This window comes from Fontimonas sp. SYSU GA230001 (genome assembly GCF_040066175.1).
GTDB lineage: Bacteria > Pseudomonadota > Gammaproteobacteria > Nevskiales > Nevskiaceae > Solimonas.
The window spans coordinates 1-16,942 of the sequence record NZ_JBEAAM010000018.1 but is presented as its reverse complement, the minus strand read 5'-3'; the positions used below and the strand labels follow the sequence as shown (position 1 = coordinate 16,942).

Below are 16,942 nucleotides of genomic sequence, written 5' to 3'. Positions count from 1 at the left end.
ACCAGATGCGGCGCAGCCTAAATCCCGCCGCTGAGTGCCGGCTGAATGTGGCGCACCCGGGTGCTTCAGGCCGACAGAGCGGAGAGTTTGGCACTGGTCAGCGAAAGACGGTAGATCAACGTCTCGGTGAAGACCTTGTAGAAGCGCAGCTGGCAGTCGCGCGACACCTGGTCCATGAGCGCGGCGTTGACCTTCAGCGCGAGCACGGGCGTGGCGGCGACGACGGTGGCGGTGCGGCGCGCGGCGGTCAGAAAGCCGACTTCGCCGACGCAGTCGCCCTTGTCGAGCCGGCCGATCGGCTTGCCGCCCTTGAGCACGTCGGCGCTGCCGCGCGCGAGCAGATACAGCGCGTTGTCGATCTCGCCCTCCTCGATCAGCGTCTGTCCGGGGGCGTAGGTCATCATCGTGCTGGCGTTGAGGATCTCGTCGATCTGGTCGTCGCTGAAGGCGTTGAAGAAGTGCAGGCGGCGCAGCGAGTCGCGCGACTCGCGGCGGCTGACCTGCTGGCCGACGCTGTGCAGCTGGTCGAACAGGCGTGACAGGATCGACGCCAGTTCCGCCCCGGTCTGGAAGCGCTGCGCCGGATCCTTGAGCAGCAGCCGCGCAACGGTGTCCGACAGCGCCTCCGGCACGTCCGGGCGCAGGTCGTGGACGTCCGGCGCCGGCTGGTTGCGGATCGCGCGGAACAGTTCGGGGATCTGTGCATGCGTGAACGGCGGCGTGCCGGTCAGCAGCTGGAACAGCACCGCGCCGAGCGAGTACAGATCGCTGGGCGGGCCCATCGGCGCGCGCGCGATCTGTTCCGGCGACATGTACGGCGGGGAGCCGATGACCGAGCGCGGGCTGTCGTCCTGCTCGGCGCTGCGGATCTCGGCGATCGAGAAGTCCATCAGCTTGGGCGTGCCGTCGCGGGTCAACATGATGTTGCTCGGCTTGATGTCGCGATGCAGGACGCCCTTGCCGTGCGCGTAGTCCAGCGCCTTGGCGCATTTGTAGCCGATATCGACCACCTGTTCGAGCGGCATGCGCGCCGTGTTCGGCCGGCACATCGGCAGCAGGGTTTCGCCGTCGATGAACTCCATCACGATATAGCTGAGGTCGCCTTCGACGCCGGCGTCGTAGAGCGCGACGATGTTCGGATGCTGCAGCATGCCGGCGGCGTGCGCCTCGGCGAAGAACGCGCGCGTGTGCGCCTCGTCGCTGCGCAGCGCGGCATCCTGCAGCGCGACCTTGAGCGCCACGTCGCGCTGCACGAACGGATCGAAGCCCTTGTAAACGACGCCGCAGCCGCCGCGGCCGACCTCGCCGCGCACCTCGTACTTGCCGATGCGTTCGGGCGGCTGGTCGGGGAAGCGGCTCGGCCGGCCGGATTCGGTGACGGCGGTGGTGTCGGTCATGCGGTGCGCGCAGGGATCAGGCGGGCAGCATAGTGCCGCGCCCCGGTCGTGTCAGCCGCCTGCTGCGGCCGGTGCGACGCGCCTGCGGTGGAAGTCGAGAATGGCGCGCAGCGTGCGGTCGGGCGCCTCGACTTGCGGGTAGTGGCCGATGCCGGGCAGCAGCACGACGTCGGGATGGGGGACCAGTTCGCGGTAACGATCGGCCATGTGCTGGCCGGAAACCGGGTCCGCGGGGCCGTTGATCAGGCGCAGCGGCATGCGCGCGTGGACCAGTGCGCCGACCCATCGCTCGCGCTGACGGCGGCGTTCGTCGATATAGCGCAGCAGGCGCGGCAGCGCGCGGCGGCCGTCGTTCTGCGAGACGATCTGCCAGAAATCGTGCAGCTCGATCGGCGAAGGCCGTGTCTCCGGGCCGAACACCTTGGCGAACGACCGGCCGAAGCTGCGCTCGTTCATCAGCCGCGCGGCGAGCGGTCCGAGCGGGCTCTTGAGCAGCTTCTGCGTCCCGGTGGCACGGTGCGCCTCGGGGAACAGGCCGCCGTTGAGCAGCACCGCCGAGCCGATGCGCAGTCCGCTGCCGCCGCGTTCCAGATCGCGCGCCAGCAGCTCCTGGGCGACGCTGTCGCCGTAATCGTGGGCCAGCAGGTGCACGGTGGTGACGCCGAAACGGTTCAACAAGGCCTCGCACAGATCCGCCTGCTCGATCAGCGAGTAGCGGTGGCCGGGCGGACGTTCGGAGAAACCGAAACCGAGCAGGTCCGGTGCCAACACGTGCTGGAACTCCGCGCACAGACCGGGCCAGATCGGCTCCCAGTCCCAGGACGAGGTCGGAAAGCCGTGGATCAGCAACAGCGCCGCGGCACCGGCGCCGTGCCGGTGATGGAAGATCGAATGCCCCTTGAAATCGAAGCGCTCGCCGGTGTCGCGCCAGCGGCTCAGGCTCATGCGACGCGCCGGCCGTCGAGGAAGGCCGCGGCTTCGGCGACGGCGGCATCGGCTTCCGGCAGCTTGCCGGCGAACAACGGCCAGACGTGCCACAGGCCCGGCCACACACGCAGCTCGACCGGCACCCGGGCCTCGCGCATCGCTTGCGCGAGGCGGCGCGCGTCGTCGAGCAGGATCTCGGTGTCGGTGGCCTGGATCAGCGTCGGCGGCAGGCCACGCAGGTCGGCGAACAGCGGCGACACGAGCGGCGCCCGCGCATCGGCGCCGGCGAGGTAGTCCTGCGCCGCGCGGCGGATGCTGGCGGTGATCAGCATGTCGTCGCGCGGCTTGTCCGCCGCCGACGGGCCGCTGACCGTCATGTCCGTCCACGGCGACAGCAGCACCAGCCGGGCCGGCAGCGGCAGGCCGGCGTCACGCAGGCGCAGCGCCAGCGCGAGGCTCAGGTTGCCGCCGGCGGAGTCGCCGGCGACCACCAGCTCCGCGGCCGTGACGCCCTGCTGCAGCAGGGCCTGGTAGGCGGCCAGGGCATCGTCGAGCGCCGCCGGGTAGGGATGTTCCGGCGCGAGCCGGTAGTCGATGGCATAGACCTGTGCCTGCCAGGCGCGTGCCAGATGCGCGGTGAACTCGCGATAGACCTCGGTCGAGCCGACGGCATAGGCGCCGCCGTGCAGATAGAGCACCGTGCGTCGGCATGCCACGCGCGTATTGCGTGCCCGCAGGGCCGGCGCACCGCCGAGCGTCGTCGCCTCGATCTGTGTCCCGGACGGCAACGGCAGGCGTGACAGCTTCGTCAGCCGTTCGAGCTGGCGGCGCCGGACGGCGACCGGCGCCGTGCCGCTGACGGTGGGGGCGATCAGCCAGCGGACGATCAGGCGCAGGACGTGCGAGCGCAGCGAAAGGGTCTTGTTCATGCGCGAAGCATAACCAAGCCGTCGCACGCGGATCGTAGAATCACCGCATGACTCTGCCGCGCCCGTGCATGTCCGTAGGCTTCGCGCTGCTGCTCGCGCTGGGGCTGGGTGCCTGTGGCGGCGGCAGCCGGTCGGCGGCCGTGGCCACGCCCGCGCCGACCGCGACTCCCGATCCGACGCCGCCGGCGAGCGCCTGCGTGCCGGGCGGCCCGGCGGTCGAGTATGCGGGCCACGCCGGACCGGACCAGGCGCGGACCTACCGCATGCTGCCGTTCACGGTGGCCTCCGGCACCGGCCGCGTGGAACTGGCTTACGGCTGGTCCGAGAGCGGCACGCTGCCGGGCACGCCGCTGACCGCGACGACCTTCGACCTGGGCCTTTGGGATGCGCACGGCTACCGCGCGCGCGACGGCTTCCGCGGCTGGTCCGGCTCGCGCCAGGGCCGCATCGATCTGGACCAGCCGCCGGTGTTCGTCGAGGCCGGCGCGGCCGAGCGCGGCTATCTGCCGGGACCGATCTTGCCCGGCACGTGGTTCGCCGAGCTGGGTATCGCGGCGGTCGGGCCGGATGGCGCCGACTGGACCGTGCGCATCGCATGCAAGGCCGGCGGCGGCCTGACGCCGGCCGACGACCCGGTGGACGCCGCGCACGTCGCGCGGCCCGAACCCGGCTGGTATCACGGCGACTTCCACATGCACGCCTTCCACTCGAATCCGCATGCGCCGGACTGGGACGATTTCATCGCGCAGGCGCGTGCCGCGCAGCTCGATTTCCTGATGGTCACCGAGTACGTGACCGGCCAGCACTGGCGCACGCTGGGCGCGGTGCAGCGCGCCAACCCCGACCTGCTGATCTGGCCGGGGCGCGAGATCATCACCTACTTCGGTCATGCGACGACGCACGGCGAGACGCCCTCGACCTTCGAGTACCGGCACGGCTTCGAGGACGTGAGCCTGGGCGGCATCCAGCGCGACGCCAAGGCCGACGGTGCGCTGTTCCAGGTCAATCACCCGACCAGCTTCCCCGGTCCGCTGTTCGCCAATTTCTGCCGCGGCTGCGAGTTCACGCTCGGCGATGCGATCGACTGGAACCAGGTCGATACGATCGAGATCCTCAACGGCCCGGTCATCGCCACCGCCGGCGATATCGGCCTGCCCCTGCCGGCGGGGCAGATCGAAAACCCGTTCATGACCACGGCGATCCAGCTCTGGGAGGACCATCTGCGCCAGGGCCATCGCATCACCGGCGTGTCCGGCTCGGATTCCAAGGGCGTCGAACCGGACGCGGCCGAGCGCCGGCGCCGCGGCTATGGTTCGTCGGTCACGGCGGTGTACGCAGAGACGCTGTCGCGCACGGCGCTCAGCGCGGCGATCAGGGCCGGGCATGCCTACGTGCGCACGCGCGGTGTCGAGGGCAGCCCGGCGCTCGAGTTCTCCGCGACCACCGCCGACGGTCGTCGCGCGATCTTCGGCGACACGCTCGAAGTCGGCGATGGCGAAACGGTGACGCTGGACATCGTCGTCACCGGCGGTCAGTCCCAGCTGCTCGAAGTGCTGCGCGATGGCGTCCTGTTCATGGCGGTGCCGATCGTTTCGGATCCGTTCGTCATCCGCCTGCCGGCCTTCCGTGTGCCGCTCGGCGAGGGGCCGCTGGGCACGATGTGGCGGATCCAGACGCGCGACGCGACGTCGCGCACTACACTGGGCAATCCGATCTTCCTCAAGGCGCCGTGACGGGCGGAAGCTTCCGATGCGTACAGACATGACGAAGTCTCACACGATGATCCGGATGACGGCCTGGGTCCTGCCGCTGGCTCTGCTGAGCGGCTGCGCGGCCTACGATCCGGGCGCCGCCGGACCGGCGCCGGCCAGCCCGCCACCGTCCGTGGCGACACTCGGCGACGCGCAGATCGACGCTGCCCTGCGTGATTCCCTGCAGCAGGGGGTCGAGGCCGCGCTCGCCGTCCTCGGCCGGCCCAATGGCTTCTGGAGCAACGCGGCCGTGCGCATTCCGCTGCCGGCCGGTCTGGCGAAGGCGGAGAGCACCCTGCGCCGGGCCGGACTCAACCAGGCGCTCGACGCCTTCCACCTGGCGCTCAACAGTGCCGCCGAGCAGGCCGCGCCGCAGGCCGCACGGTATTTCTCCGAAGCGATCCGGCAGATGACGATCGAAGATGTGCGCGGCGTGCTCCAGGGCGGGGACGACGCGGCGACGCAGTACCTGCGGCGCACTTCGGGGCCCGCGCTGGAGGCGCAGCTGCGGCTGAAAGTGGCGGCGGCGACGCAGCAGGCCGGTGCGACACAGAAGTACAAGGCACTGATGGCCGACTACGGGCCGATCCTGCGGGCGGCCGGCGTCGAAGGCACCGACCTCGATGCGTTCGTCACCGCGAAGACTCTCGATGGCATCTTCTACATGATCGCCGCGGAAGAGGCGCGCATCCGCCGCGATCCGCGTGCGCGGGCGACCGAGCTGATGCGCGAAGTCTTCGCCCGCCTCGACTGAGTGCCGGTTGCGGCATCTCCGGGGTGTGCTGGGCGGTTTCCACTATTAACAATTCACTAACAAATCGCCAGAATGCTGCCGGCACGGGCGAGCTGCGCCCGCCGTGACGACCATCATTCGGGGGAAATCATGTACAAGATCACGATGGCGCTGCCGGCGCTGGCAGCTGCCTTGTCCGCTGCGTCACCGGCCCGCGCCGACGCGCCGGCGCAGCTGCCGGCGGTCCAGGTCACCGCCACGCGCATCGCCACGCCGCTGCTGGAGACGCCGGCCTCGGTCAGCGTCATCAGCGGTGACGAGCTGCGTGCGCGCGGCGCCGCCGACCTGCGCACCGCGCTCGCCGGCGTCGCCGGCGTCGAGATCTCGCCCGGCGGCGATTCCGGTCCGGCCGGATCGGTGCCGGCGTTCTGGGGGCTGCGCGAGTTCGATGCCTTCCTGCTGGTCGTGGACGACGTGCCCTGGGGCGGTGCCTTCAACCCGGCGCTGACCACGCTGGACCTGCACAACGTCGAACGCATCGAGGTCATGCGCGGTGCCGCCCCAGTGATGTACGGCGCGACCTCCTTCGTCGGCGTGATCCACGTCATCCATTATCCGGCCGGGCAGTCTGCGCAGCGCGCCACGGTGTCCGCCGGCGGTGTCGCCGGCAACGCCGGCAATGCGGCGGCCGCCGCGGCGCTGGCGCTGCCGGCGCTCGGCGACTGGCAGCAGTCGCTGTCCGCGGACATCGAGCGCCAGCGTTATGCCGACGAGCAGGCCAAGCTGGCTCGTGGACACGTCGCCTATCGCCTGGGCAGCGACCTCTGGGGCGGCCACACGCGCTTCGATGTGGACATCAAGCTGCTGCGCCAGGCGCCGCAGAGCCCGTATCCGCGCGTCAGCACCGGCCTGGACCCGACGGTCGATACCGACGCCAACTTCAATCCATCCGACGCCAGGCTCGACGAGAACCGCTTCCACCTCGCCGGCCAGCATGTGCGTCCGACGGCGCTCGGCGAGTGGGGGACGACGCTGGCGCTGACGCATACGAGCAACGACATCATCCGCGGCTTCGTCGCCGAGGCTTGCGAAGGCGGCACCCGTCCGTCCGACAGCGGCGACAACGCCTGCGGCTTCATCCAGGACCGCAAGGTCAGCGACCTGTACTTCGACACGCACCTGATTTCGACGCTGTCACCGGGCCTGCGCCTGGTGTGGGGCGCCGACGCGCTGCTCGGAAGCGGCGAGCAGGCATCGGACATCTTCACCTACTCGGTCGATCCGAAGAAGGGCGGCAACGCGCCCGGCAGCGGCAGCCGGCCGGTGGTGTCGAGCAACGAGCTGGAGGACGAGCGCACGTTCCTGGGCGTGTACGGACAGGTCGAATGGCAGCCGGTCGAGCGCGTCGATCTGTTCGCCGGCCTGCGCCTGAACCGCACGCAGGAGAAGCGCGACGGCGAAGCCGAGGACGACAACGGCAACGACGTCCCGGCCCGCGACACGCGCGACGAGACGCGCCTGTCCGGCACGCTGGGCATCAGCTGGCGCGCGTGGCAGCGTGATGGTGACACCGTGACGCTGTTCGCCGACTACCGCGACACCTTCAAGCCCGCGGCGATCGACTTCGGCCCCGAGGCCGAAGCGGAGATCCTCAAGCCGGAAACCGCGCGCAGCTACGAAGCGGGCGTGAAGACGCGCTGGCTCGACAACCGCCTGCAGTTCGATGTCAGCGGCTTCTACATGAACATGCAGAACCTGGTCGTGCCGCAGGAGGTCAACGGCACGCCGGGTCTGACCAATGCCGGCACGCTGTTCTTCAAGGGCGCCGAGGCAGAACTGAGCTACCGCGTCCTCGACGCACTGCGCATCTTCGGCGCCTACGCGCGCCACGACCTGCGCTTCGGCGACTACGAACGCCTGTTCGGCAGCACGCTCACGCAGCTGCGCGGCAACTACCAGGAGCTGGCGCCGCGCAACACCGGATCGGCCGGTCTGGTGTACGCGCCGGCCCATGGCCTGCAGGCCGCGGCCAGCTATGCCTACACCGGGCACCGCTATCTGAACAAGCGCAACACGTCGAAGGCTGATGCGTTCGACGTGATCGACGCCATGCTCGGCTACCGCTTCCACGGCTGGGACCTGAAGCTGGTCGGCAGCAACCTGACCGACGCGCGCGATCCGGTGTCCGAGAGCGAACTTGGCGATGGCCAGTACTACCGGATGCCGGCGCGCACGCTGGAGCTGATGGTCGGCATCGACCTGTAGCGCGCCACGGCAGGCGGACCGGATCGGGCGCTCGCTTCATAATGAGCGCCCGATCCGCATCGTCCGTCCATGTCCGCCGTCCGTTACCACGTCCGCCCGGCCGCGCCGCGCGAGCATCTGTTCGAAGTCCGCTGCAGCATCGACCGTCCCGATCCCGCCGGGCAGACGTTCCGCCTGCCGTCGTGGATCCGCGGCAGCTATCTGGTGCGCGATTTCGCCAAGCATGTCGTCGATGTGTCGGCCGAGTGCTATGGGCGGGCGCTGGCGGTCGAGCGCCTCGACAAGCGCTCGCTGCGCGTCGCGCCCTGTGCCGGTGCGCTGACGCTGCGTTATCGCGTGCACGCCTTCGACGCGTCGGTGCGCAAGGCGTACCTGGACCTGCAGCGCGGCTTCTTCAACGGCAGTTCGCTGTTCTACTGCCCGCAGGGCATGGAACGGGGCGGCTTCGAGGTGGTGCTGCAACGGCCGGACGACCCGCTGTGCGCCGACTGGCGCGTCGCCACGACGCTGGCGGCGATCGATGTCGATGCCGCCGGTTTCGGCCGTTATCACGCCGACGACTACGAGTCGCTGATCGACCATCCGGTCGAGATGGGCCGCTTCGAACGCCTCGACTTCGACGTGGACGGCATCCCGCACGCGCTGGTGCTGTCCGGGCGCTGCGAGCCGGACCGCGCGCGGCTCGTCGCCGACCTGCGCCGCATCTGCCACGTCGAACGCGAACTGTTCGGCCAGCAGCCGGGGCGCGGACCGGGCTTCGAGCAGTACCTGTTCCTGGCCAACGTCGTTGGCAGCGGCTACGGCGGCCTCGAACACCGCAGTTCGACCGCGCTGATCTGCAGCCGCAAGGACCTGCCGCGTCCGGGTGACACCGGCCTGAGCAAGGAGTACCGCGGCTTTCTCGGCCTGTGCAGCCACGAGTACTTCCACCTGTGGAACGTCAAGCGCATCACCGCGCAGCGCTTCGCCGAGTCGGATCTCGGCGCGGAGGCGTACACGCGCGATCTCTGGCATTACGAGGGGGTGACCTCGTACTACGACGACCTGTTCCTGCTGCGCGCGGGCCTCATCGATGCGGCGACCTATCTGGATCTGGTCGCCGAGAACGCGACGCGCATCGAGCGCGCGCCCGGCGCGTTGGTGCAGACGCTCGCTGACGCCAGCTTCGAGGCCTGGACCAAGTACTACCAGCCGGACGAGAACAGCCCGAACGCGACGGTCAGCTACTACGTCAAGGGTGCGCTCGCCGCGCTGTGCCTGGACCTGAGGCTGCGCGTGGGTTCGACGAAGACGCTCGACGACGTCATGCGTGCCGCCTGGCAACGCTGGGGCGCGCCGGGCGTGCCGGTGCCGGAGGGCGGGCTGGAAGCGCTGGCGCAGGAGGTCTCGGGCCTGGATCTGCGTGCGTTCTTCGATCGCGCGCTGCGCTCGACCGAGCCGCTGCCGCTGGCCGAACTGCTGACCGATTTCGGCGTGCACGTGGCGCGTCGTGCGCCACATGGCGACAAGGATGACGGTGGGCGTTCGAACAAGACCCCGCTGCCGGTGTGGACGGGCCTGCAACTGCGCGCCGGCGACACGCGCATCGCCAGCGTGCTCAGCGCCAGTCCGGCGGCGCGGGCGGGCGTGCAGGCCGGTGACCAGCTGGTCGCGCTCGACGGCTGGCGCGTGACCGGCGCCGGCTGGAGCGAGGCGCTGATGCGGCTGCAACCCGGACGCAGTGTCGCCCTGCACGTGTTCCGCGACGATGCGCTGCTGCAGTTCGACCTCACCCCGGCGCCGGCGCGCGCCGACACCTGGGTGCTGACGCTCGCCGATGCGACGGGCGCGGTGCTCGAACGCCGCAAGGACTGGCTGGGGGCCTGATGATCGACACGATCCTGCAGACGCTGCTCGCCTATCTCATCGGCACGGTGATGGGCGGACAGGTGATCGGCGCACTGCGCGGCGGCATCGACCTGCGCAAGCTCGGCAGCGGCAACCTGGGCGCGACCAACGCGCTGCGCACGCAGGGGGCGAAGTTCGCGCTCGCGGTGCTGGCGATCGACGTGCTCAAGGGCGTGCTGGCCAGCGCGCTGGTCCCGCAGCTGCCGGTGATCGGCCAGCCGCTGCTGGCGCGCGGCGAGCAGGCCTATGTCTGCGGCGTCGCCGTCGCACTGGGGCACTGCTACCCGGTGACTGCGGGTTTTCGTGGCGGCAAGGGCGTGGCGACGCTCGCCGGCGTGTTCGGCACGCTGCTGACCGCATCGCTGCCATGGCTGCTCGGCAGCTTCGTGCTCGTCGTCGTGCTCAGCGGTTACGTCAGCCTGGCGACGATCGTCGCGACCCTGGTCGCGATTCTCTACGTGACCTGCTTCAGCGCGGCGGGCATCTTCTCCGCCGCCGGCGCATTCACGCTGGCGATGGCGGCGCTGGTGATCTGGAAGCACCGCGACAACGTCCGGCGGCTGTTTGCCGGAACCGAACACCGCTTCGACAGGGCGATGGTGTGGCGACGATGGCTCACGCACTGAGCGAGACGGAACTGCTGGCGCTGGTCGATCGACTGGCCGACGGCCAGTGGCATTCCGGCGAGGATCTGGCGCAGGCCGCCGGCATCAGCCGCGCGGCGCTGGCCAAGCGCATCGCGCGGCTGGCCGACTGGCAGCTGTCGGTCGAGGCACGCACGGGGCTGGGTTACCGGCTGCCGAACGCGATCGAGCGTCTCGACGCGCAACGCCTGCAGGCGGCGCTGCCCGAGCTGCGCATCTCCGTGCTGACCGTCACCGATTCGACCAGCACGCAGGCGATGGCCGCGCCGGCGGACGCCGACCCGCAAGTCTTCCTCGCCGAACTGCAGACCGCCGGCCGCGGCCGGCGCGGACGCAGTTGGGTGTCGCCGTTCGGCGCGCAGCTGGCGCTGTCGCTGGCTTGGTCCTTCGACGCGATTCCGCCGCAACTGGGCGCGCTGCCGCTGGCGGTGGGCGTGTGCTGCGCGCAGGTGCTGCGCGCGCAGGGTCTCGCCGCGGTGGGCCTGAAGTGGCCCAACGACATCCAGGTCGCCGGCCGCAAGCTCGGCGGCATCCTGCTCGAACACCGGGGCGAGGCGGGCGGGCGCTGTCGCATCGTCGCCGGCATCGGTCTCAACCTGTGCGTGCCGGCGCTGCCGGACGATCAGGTGCAGCAGCCCTGGATCAATCTCGACGAGGCGCTACGCGCGGCCGGCCGGTCGCCGTTGAGCCGCAACGCGCTGGCGATCGAACTGCTGCGCGCGTTGCATGAGCTGTTTTCACGCTACGGAACGGGCGGCTTCGCGCCCTGGGCCGCGGCCTGGGCGGTGTTCGACGTCACGCGCGACCGCGTCGTGCGCGTGCTGCAGGGCGAGCATGGCTTCGAGGGGCGCGCCTGCGGCGTCGATGCCGACGGCGCGCTGATCGTCGAGGCCGCCGGGCAGCGGCACCGGCTGCATTCCGGCGAGGTCAGCGTGCGAATCTGAGGGCGCCCATGAACCTGCTGCTCGACATCGGCAATTCGCGCCTGAAGTGGGCGCTGGCCAGCGGCGACGGACTGCTGCACACGGGTGCCGCGCTGCATCACGGCGATCCGGCGGCGACGGTGGTCGAGTTGCCGCCGGACGTGCCGGATGGCATCTGGGTCGCCCACGTCACCGGCGCGGCGCACGAGGCGGCGCTGGCCCAGGCGTTGCGGCAGCGCTACGGCCTCGACCCTCAGTTCGCGCGCAGCACGGCGCAGTGGCGCGGACTGCGCAGTGCCTACGACGAGCCGCAGCGCCTGGGCGTGGACCGCTGGCTGGTGATGATCGCCGCCTGGGCCGAGCAGCCGTCGGCGTTCTGCGTGGTCGATGCCGGCACGGCGTTGACGATTGATGGCGTCGATGGGCGCGGCCAGCACCTGGGTGGCGTGATCTGTGCCGGCCTGCACACCCAGCAGCGCGCGACGCTGGGGCACACGCGTTTCGAGACGCGCGCCAGCCCGGCGCATTACCAGGCCCGGTTCGGGCGCAACACCGAGGCCTGCGTGCGTGAGGGCGCGTTTCTGGCCTGTCTCGGGGCGATCGAGCGCGGAGCGGTGGCGGCGGGGGCGCCCGCGCGACGGCTGATCACCGGCGGCGACGCCGGCCTGCTGTGCCCGCACTTGCCGACGGACTGGGAACACCGCCCGCACCTGGTGCTGGAGGGCTTGCTGGCCTACGCCCGGGGCGCCTGAGCCGGTCTGCTGCAGCGCACTTCGTCGGCTGTCCGGCACCGCCGAACGGCCGGGCCGCGGAATCGGCGCGCAAGCCTGCAAAGCTGCGGTCCAGCTGGCAGCGGGTAGGGGCACATGAAGGCGCACACAGATTTCCGCAACGGAAGGCGGGCCCAACGCGGCGCTGCCGCGGTTTTCGCCGCCATCGCCCTGCTCGCCGCGATCACCGCGGTGATGTTCGCCATCGAGATCGGCCGCATGTACTGGGCGCAGACGGCGCTGCAGAAGCAGGCCAACCTCGCTGCGCTCGACGCCGCGCGCGTCGTCGGCGGCTGCGCGGTGGAGTCGATCGAGGGGACGCCGACGCAGGCCGACATCGAGGCGCTGGTCCAGCAGACCCTGCTCAGCAACGGCGTCGCCTCCGACGCGCTGGCGGCGACCCAGGTCGATCTTGGCACCACCATCGTCAATTCCGCCGACGAGACGCATCCCGGTCCGTACCGCAGTCTGGAATCGACGCTGGCCGCGAACGCCGAAGCGGTGCGCGTGACCCTGCGACAGCCGTTTCCGCAACCGTTCCTGCCGATCCTGCCTTCGCAGCAGGGCCGCTTTCTCACCGCCTCGGCGACGGCCGAGCAGGCGGCCGTCGGCAGCTTTTTCGTCGGCAGCGGGTTGCTCGCGCTCGACGGCGGCATCGCCAACGCCCTGTTGTCCGGCCTGCTGGGCAGCAGCGTCAGCCTGACCGCGGCCGATTACAACGGACTCGCGGGCGTCCGCATTCCGCTCGGGGTGCTCGCCACGGCGATCGGCCTGGATGCGCACGATCTGTCGGACCCGCTGGCCCTGAGCACCCAGAACCCGCTGCTCGGCAGCCTGCTCCAGGGGCTCGCCGACGCCCTGACCGGTACCGCCAATGGCACGGTGGTCTCGCTGCTGCACAGCCTCGCCACGGCGGCGCAGTCGGGAAGCAACAACCCCGTTCCGCTGGGCCTGCTGTTCCCGACCGTGGACGAACACGGCGCCGACGTGGCGTCGATCAACCTGCTCGATCTGCTGATCGCCGCAGGCGCCGCGGCCAACGCCGATGCGTCCGGCGCGACGACGCCGATCGCACTGCCGGTTGCGGTCTCGATCCCGGGCGTGACGACGCTCCAGGTCTTCCTGCGCGTGCTGGAGCCTGCGCAGTTCAGCGGCATGGGGCGTCCCGGCGAAGCGGAGGCACGCACTGCGCAGATCCGCCTGATGCTGCGTATGCAGGTGGACGCCCTGAGCACGGTCACCAACGCGCTGACGCTGCTGCTCGGTGGCGGACTGATCGGCTCGGTGTCCGTCACACCCCTCAATCTCGGCCTGGACCTGGATGTCGCCCAGGCCGCGGCCTATCTCGACCGCATCCGCTGTCCGCGCAGCGCCAGTCCGGATCTGGTGACCGAGCTGAGCGCGCGCGCCGCGGTGGCCGATCTCAAGCTCGGCACGTTTTCCGGCAACCCGCTCAGCGCGCCGGCCCTGAGCAATGGCGCCGCGCAGCTGCTGGGTGTCACGGTGAATCTGCTCGGCGGCCTGCTGGCGCAGATCAAGGTCAACCTGTTCCTGGCGGGGCCGGCGCAGACCACGGTCGGCAGTGCCGCGAAGCAGCCGCTGCCGCGCGATGTCAGCAGCTTCCAGTGGATCGAGCACGAGCCGACCCCCTACTGGCAGGCCGACGGCGTGCCGCCGGCCGCGTCCGTGGCCGACAATCCGCAGACCGTCGGTTCGACCGGCCTGATTGGCGGCACGGTGTCGTCGCTGTTCAACAGCCTGTCGATCACCGCCACCGATCCCGATCATCCGGATGCGGGCAGCAGCATCTGCCTGCTCAAGGTCCTCGGCATCTGCACGCTGTCGATCCCGGTCGGCAACATCCTCGACGCAGTGCTCAATCCCGTCGTGGCGCTGCTGGGCACGATCCTGTCGCCGACCGGTGCGCTGGTCGATTCGCTGCTCGATCCCCTGCTCAAGCTGCTCGGCGTCGAGATCGGCAGCGCGACGGTGACGATGAACACGGTGGCGATCGACAGCGTGCGCATCATTTCGATGGATCTGCCGCCGACGCCCTGAGGCGCACCCGCGCTCACCTACACTATGCGGCCTGCAAGCGAGCCGCAACGTGACGATTGCCCTGCCCGAACTGCCCGTGCTGGCGGCGCTGGACGCGCTGCGCGGCGCGCTCGCGGGCGGCAGCGCGGTCCTGTCGGCGCCGCCGGGTTCGGGCAAGACCACGCTCGTGCCGCTGGCGCTGCTGGACGAAGCGTGGCTGGCAGGGCGCAGGATCGTGATGCTGGAACCGCGGCGCGTCGCCGCGCGCGCCGCCGCGCGGCGCATGGCCAGCCTGCTCGGTGAGACGGTCGGCCAGACCGTCGGCTACCAGGTGCGTTTCGAGCGTCGCATCGGGCCGGCCACGCGCATCGAGGTCGTCACTGAGGGGCTGCTCGCGCGACGCCTGCAAGCCGATCCCGAACTGCCCGATGCCGGCCTGCTGATCTTCGACGAGTTCCACGAGCGCTCGCTCGACGCCGACCTGGCGCTGGCGCTGGCGCTGGACGCACGCGAGACCCTGCGCCCGGACCTGCGCGTGCTGGTGATGTCGGCGACGCTCGACACGCAGCGTGTCGCCCGGCTGCTGGGCGGGGCGCCGGTGGTCGAAAGCGGTGGCCAGCTGTTCCCGGTCGAGATCCGTCATCGGCCGGCACCGGCCGATGCCGAGCATGGTGTCGCCGTCGCGCAGGCGGTCGTCAGCGCGCTGCGTGAAACCGAGGGCGACGTGCTGGCCTTCCTGCCCGGTGCGCGCGAGATCCGCGTCGCGCAGCGCAGCCTGCAGGACCGCCTGACCGACGCCGTCGGCGTGTTTCCGCTGTATGGCGAACTCCCGGCGCAGGAACAGGATGCCGCGCTGCTGCCCGATCCGCGCGGGCGGCGCAAGGTGATCCTGTCCACCAACCTGGCGCAGACCAGCCTGACCGTCGAGGGTGTGCGCACCGTGGTCGATGGCGGCCTGGTGCGCGTCGCCCGCTTCGATCTGGGCGCCGGCGCCGACCGGCTGGAGACGCAGCGCGTGTCGCGCGCGTCCGCCGACCAGCGCGCCGGCCGTGCCGGGCGCCTGGGTCCGGGGGTGTGCTACCGGCTGTGGACGGCCGATCAGCACGGCGCGCTGCCCGCCCACGACACGCCCGAAATCCTGGCCGTGGACCTGACCCGCTTCGCGCTGGAGCTCGCCGCCTGGGGTGTGGACGACCCGCAGCGTCTGCGCCTGCTGGATTCGCCGCCGCCGGTCGCATGGCGCCATGCGTGCGAACTGCTGTCCGAGCTGGAAGCGATCGACGCGCGCGGGCGCATCACCGCACACGGCCGCGCGCTGGCGCGTCTGCCCACGAGCCCGCGACGGGCGCACATGCTGCTGCGCGCGCAGGAACGGGGGCTGGGCAGTCTCGCGGCCTGGGTCGCGGCAGTGCTCGACGAGCGCGACGGCGGCAGCCTCGATCTCGCCGACAAGGTCGAGTGCTACCTGAGCCGGGGTGCCGAGCCGGCCGCGCAGCGGCGCGTCGCCGAGGCCGCGCGACAGTTCCAGCGCCTGCTCGGGGTGGACGCGGATGCACGGACCACGCTCGTCGCCGATGCCGGCGAGGTCGCCCGCATCGTCGCCTGGGCCTATCCGGAACGCATCGCGCGCCGCCGCCCCGGTCATCGCGGTGTGCGCGAAGTCGCGTATCAATGTGTCGATGGCGGCGAGGCGCGGCTGCCGGAGACCGATCCGCTGGCGCAGCGGGAATGGCTGGCGATCGCGCACTGGGAGCCGGGGTCGCACCGGCGGATCCGCCTGGCCGCGCCGCTCGACGAGGCGAGCGTGCGCGCCGATCACGCGCAAGGGTTGCGGCGCGAGGTGAGCGTGACCTGGGATGCGCAGTCCGAGGCCGTCGTCGCCGAGCGGCAGTTGCGCCTGGGTGCGCTGGTGCTGGAACGCCAGCCGCTGCGGCCGGGTGATGGCGTCGATACGGCGCCGGCGATGCTCGAAGGCATCCGCAAGCTGGGCCTGGACGTGCTGCCCTGGACCGAGGCGGCGCGCGAATGGCAGGCGCGGGTGCTGTCGCTGCGCGCGTGGCGGCCGGACGAGGACTGGCCGGACGTCGGCGATGCGGCCCTGATGGAGACACTGGACGACTGGCTGCGGCCGCACCTGGCCGGCGTCACGCGGCGCGAGCATCTGGCGCGTCTGGACTTGCGCGCGATCCTCGAAGCGCGCCTCGACTACGCGGCCCGGCAGCGCCTTGACCGCCTCGCGCCGACGCATCTCGAGGTGCCGACCGGTTCACGCATTCGCCTGCAGTACCGGCCGCCGGAAGCGCCGCTGCTGTCCGTGCGGCTGCAGGAGATGTTCGGCTGCGCATCGACGCCGACGGTGAATGACGGCCGCATCCGGGTCGCTGTCGAACTGCTGTCGCCGGCGCAGCGCCCGATCGCCGTCACCCCCGACCTGGGCGGTTTCTGGGCCGGCAGCTACGCCGACGTGAAGAAGGACATGAAGGGACGCTATCCGCGCCACCCCTGGCCGGACGATCCGCTCGCGGCGCCGCCGACGCGGCGCGCCAAGCCGAAAGGGACCTGAATCGCGCGCGACAAATTCCAGTCCTTTCCAATCCAGAGATGAGCCTGAAGGGTGGGTCTGAGTGAGGGGCTGTCAGGCGGCGGGACGCTGGGCTTTGCTGATGGAAAGGAACAACT

Annotated in this window: 12 protein-coding genes; 9 read left to right on the top strand and 3 right to left on the bottom strand. The window is 70.9% G+C overall.

Annotation, left to right across the window (positions count from 1 at the left end; all coding sequences use genetic code 11):
- Positions 1 to 65: 65 nt before the first annotated feature.
- From AAG565_RS10495 to AAG565_RS10485, 3 genes are read right to left on the bottom strand one after another with little or no spacing between them, the layout of a single operon-like run.
- Complete coding sequence (locus AAG565_RS10495) at positions 66 to 1,397, bottom strand: serine/threonine-protein kinase (RefSeq protein ID WP_348819543.1); 1,332 nt, start codon at positions 1,395 to 1,397, stop codon at positions 66 to 68.
- Between the two features lie 51 nt (positions 1,398 to 1,448).
- On the bottom strand, positions 1,449 to 2,342 hold the full coding sequence (locus AAG565_RS10490; protein WP_348819542.1) for an alpha/beta hydrolase: 894 nt from the start codon (positions 2,340 to 2,342) through the stop codon (positions 1,449 to 1,451).
- The gene (locus AAG565_RS10485) at positions 2,339 to 3,253 is read right to left on the bottom strand and encodes an alpha/beta hydrolase (protein WP_348819541.1); all 915 of its coding nucleotides are present in this window, start codon (positions 3,251 to 3,253) and stop codon (positions 2,339 to 2,341) included. The genes AAG565_RS10490 and AAG565_RS10485 overlap by 4 nt, the downstream gene beginning before the upstream one ends.
- A gap of 47 nt (positions 3,254 to 3,300) precedes the next feature.
- Here AAG565_RS10485 and AAG565_RS10480 point away from each other — a divergent pair, with 47 nt between their 5' ends.
- The 9 genes from AAG565_RS10480 (at position 3,301) to hrpB (ending at position 16,826) form a co-directional block, all read left to right on the top strand.
- A complete protein-coding gene (locus AAG565_RS10480; RefSeq protein WP_348819540.1) occupies positions 3,301 to 4,986 on the top strand; it encodes a CehA/McbA family metallohydrolase in 1,686 nt (561 codons plus the stop codon).
- A 28-nt stretch (positions 4,987 to 5,014) separates the two neighbouring features.
- Positions 5,015 to 5,758 carry a DUF4197 domain-containing protein gene (locus tag AAG565_RS10475; protein ID WP_348819539.1) on the top strand — a complete coding sequence of 248 codons (744 nt, stop codon included), beginning with the start codon at positions 5,015 to 5,017 and terminating at the stop codon, positions 5,756 to 5,758.
- Positions 5,759 to 5,887: 129 nt separating this feature from the next.
- Complete coding sequence (locus tag AAG565_RS10470; protein WP_348819538.1) at positions 5,888 to 8,002, top strand: TonB-dependent receptor; 2,115 nt, start codon at positions 5,888 to 5,890, stop codon at positions 8,000 to 8,002.
- A 69-nt stretch (positions 8,003 to 8,071) separates the two neighbouring features.
- Positions 8,072 to 9,868, top strand: a complete 1,797-nt coding sequence (locus AAG565_RS10465) for a PDZ domain-containing protein (RefSeq protein WP_348819537.1) — start codon at positions 8,072 to 8,074, stop codon at positions 9,866 to 9,868.
- A complete protein-coding gene (gene plsY / locus AAG565_RS10460) occupies positions 9,868 to 10,515 on the top strand; it encodes a glycerol-3-phosphate 1-O-acyltransferase PlsY (RefSeq protein WP_348819536.1) in 648 nt (215 codons plus the stop codon). The genes AAG565_RS10465 and plsY overlap by 1 nt, the downstream gene beginning before the upstream one ends.
- Complete coding sequence (locus AAG565_RS10455) at positions 10,500 to 11,477, top strand: biotin--[acetyl-CoA-carboxylase] ligase (RefSeq protein WP_348819535.1); 978 nt, start codon at positions 10,500 to 10,502, stop codon at positions 11,475 to 11,477. Before plsY ends, AAG565_RS10455 begins: the two co-directional genes overlap by 16 nt.
- A gap of 8 nt (positions 11,478 to 11,485) precedes the next feature.
- The gene (locus tag AAG565_RS10450; RefSeq protein WP_348819534.1) at positions 11,486 to 12,208 is read left to right on the top strand and encodes a type III pantothenate kinase; all 723 of its coding nucleotides are present in this window, start codon (positions 11,486 to 11,488) and stop codon (positions 12,206 to 12,208) included.
- A 114-nt stretch (positions 12,209 to 12,322) separates the two neighbouring features.
- Positions 12,323 to 14,284: a hypothetical protein gene (locus tag AAG565_RS10445; protein WP_348819533.1), complete on the top strand. Its 1,962-nt coding sequence runs from the start codon at positions 12,323 to 12,325 to the stop codon at positions 14,282 to 14,284.
- A gap of 61 nt (positions 14,285 to 14,345) precedes the next feature.
- Positions 14,346 to 16,826: an ATP-dependent helicase HrpB gene (gene hrpB, locus AAG565_RS10440; RefSeq protein WP_348819613.1), complete on the top strand. Its 2,481-nt coding sequence runs from the start codon at positions 14,346 to 14,348 to the stop codon at positions 16,824 to 16,826.
- The last annotated feature ends 116 nt before the right edge of the window (positions 16,827 to 16,942 follow it).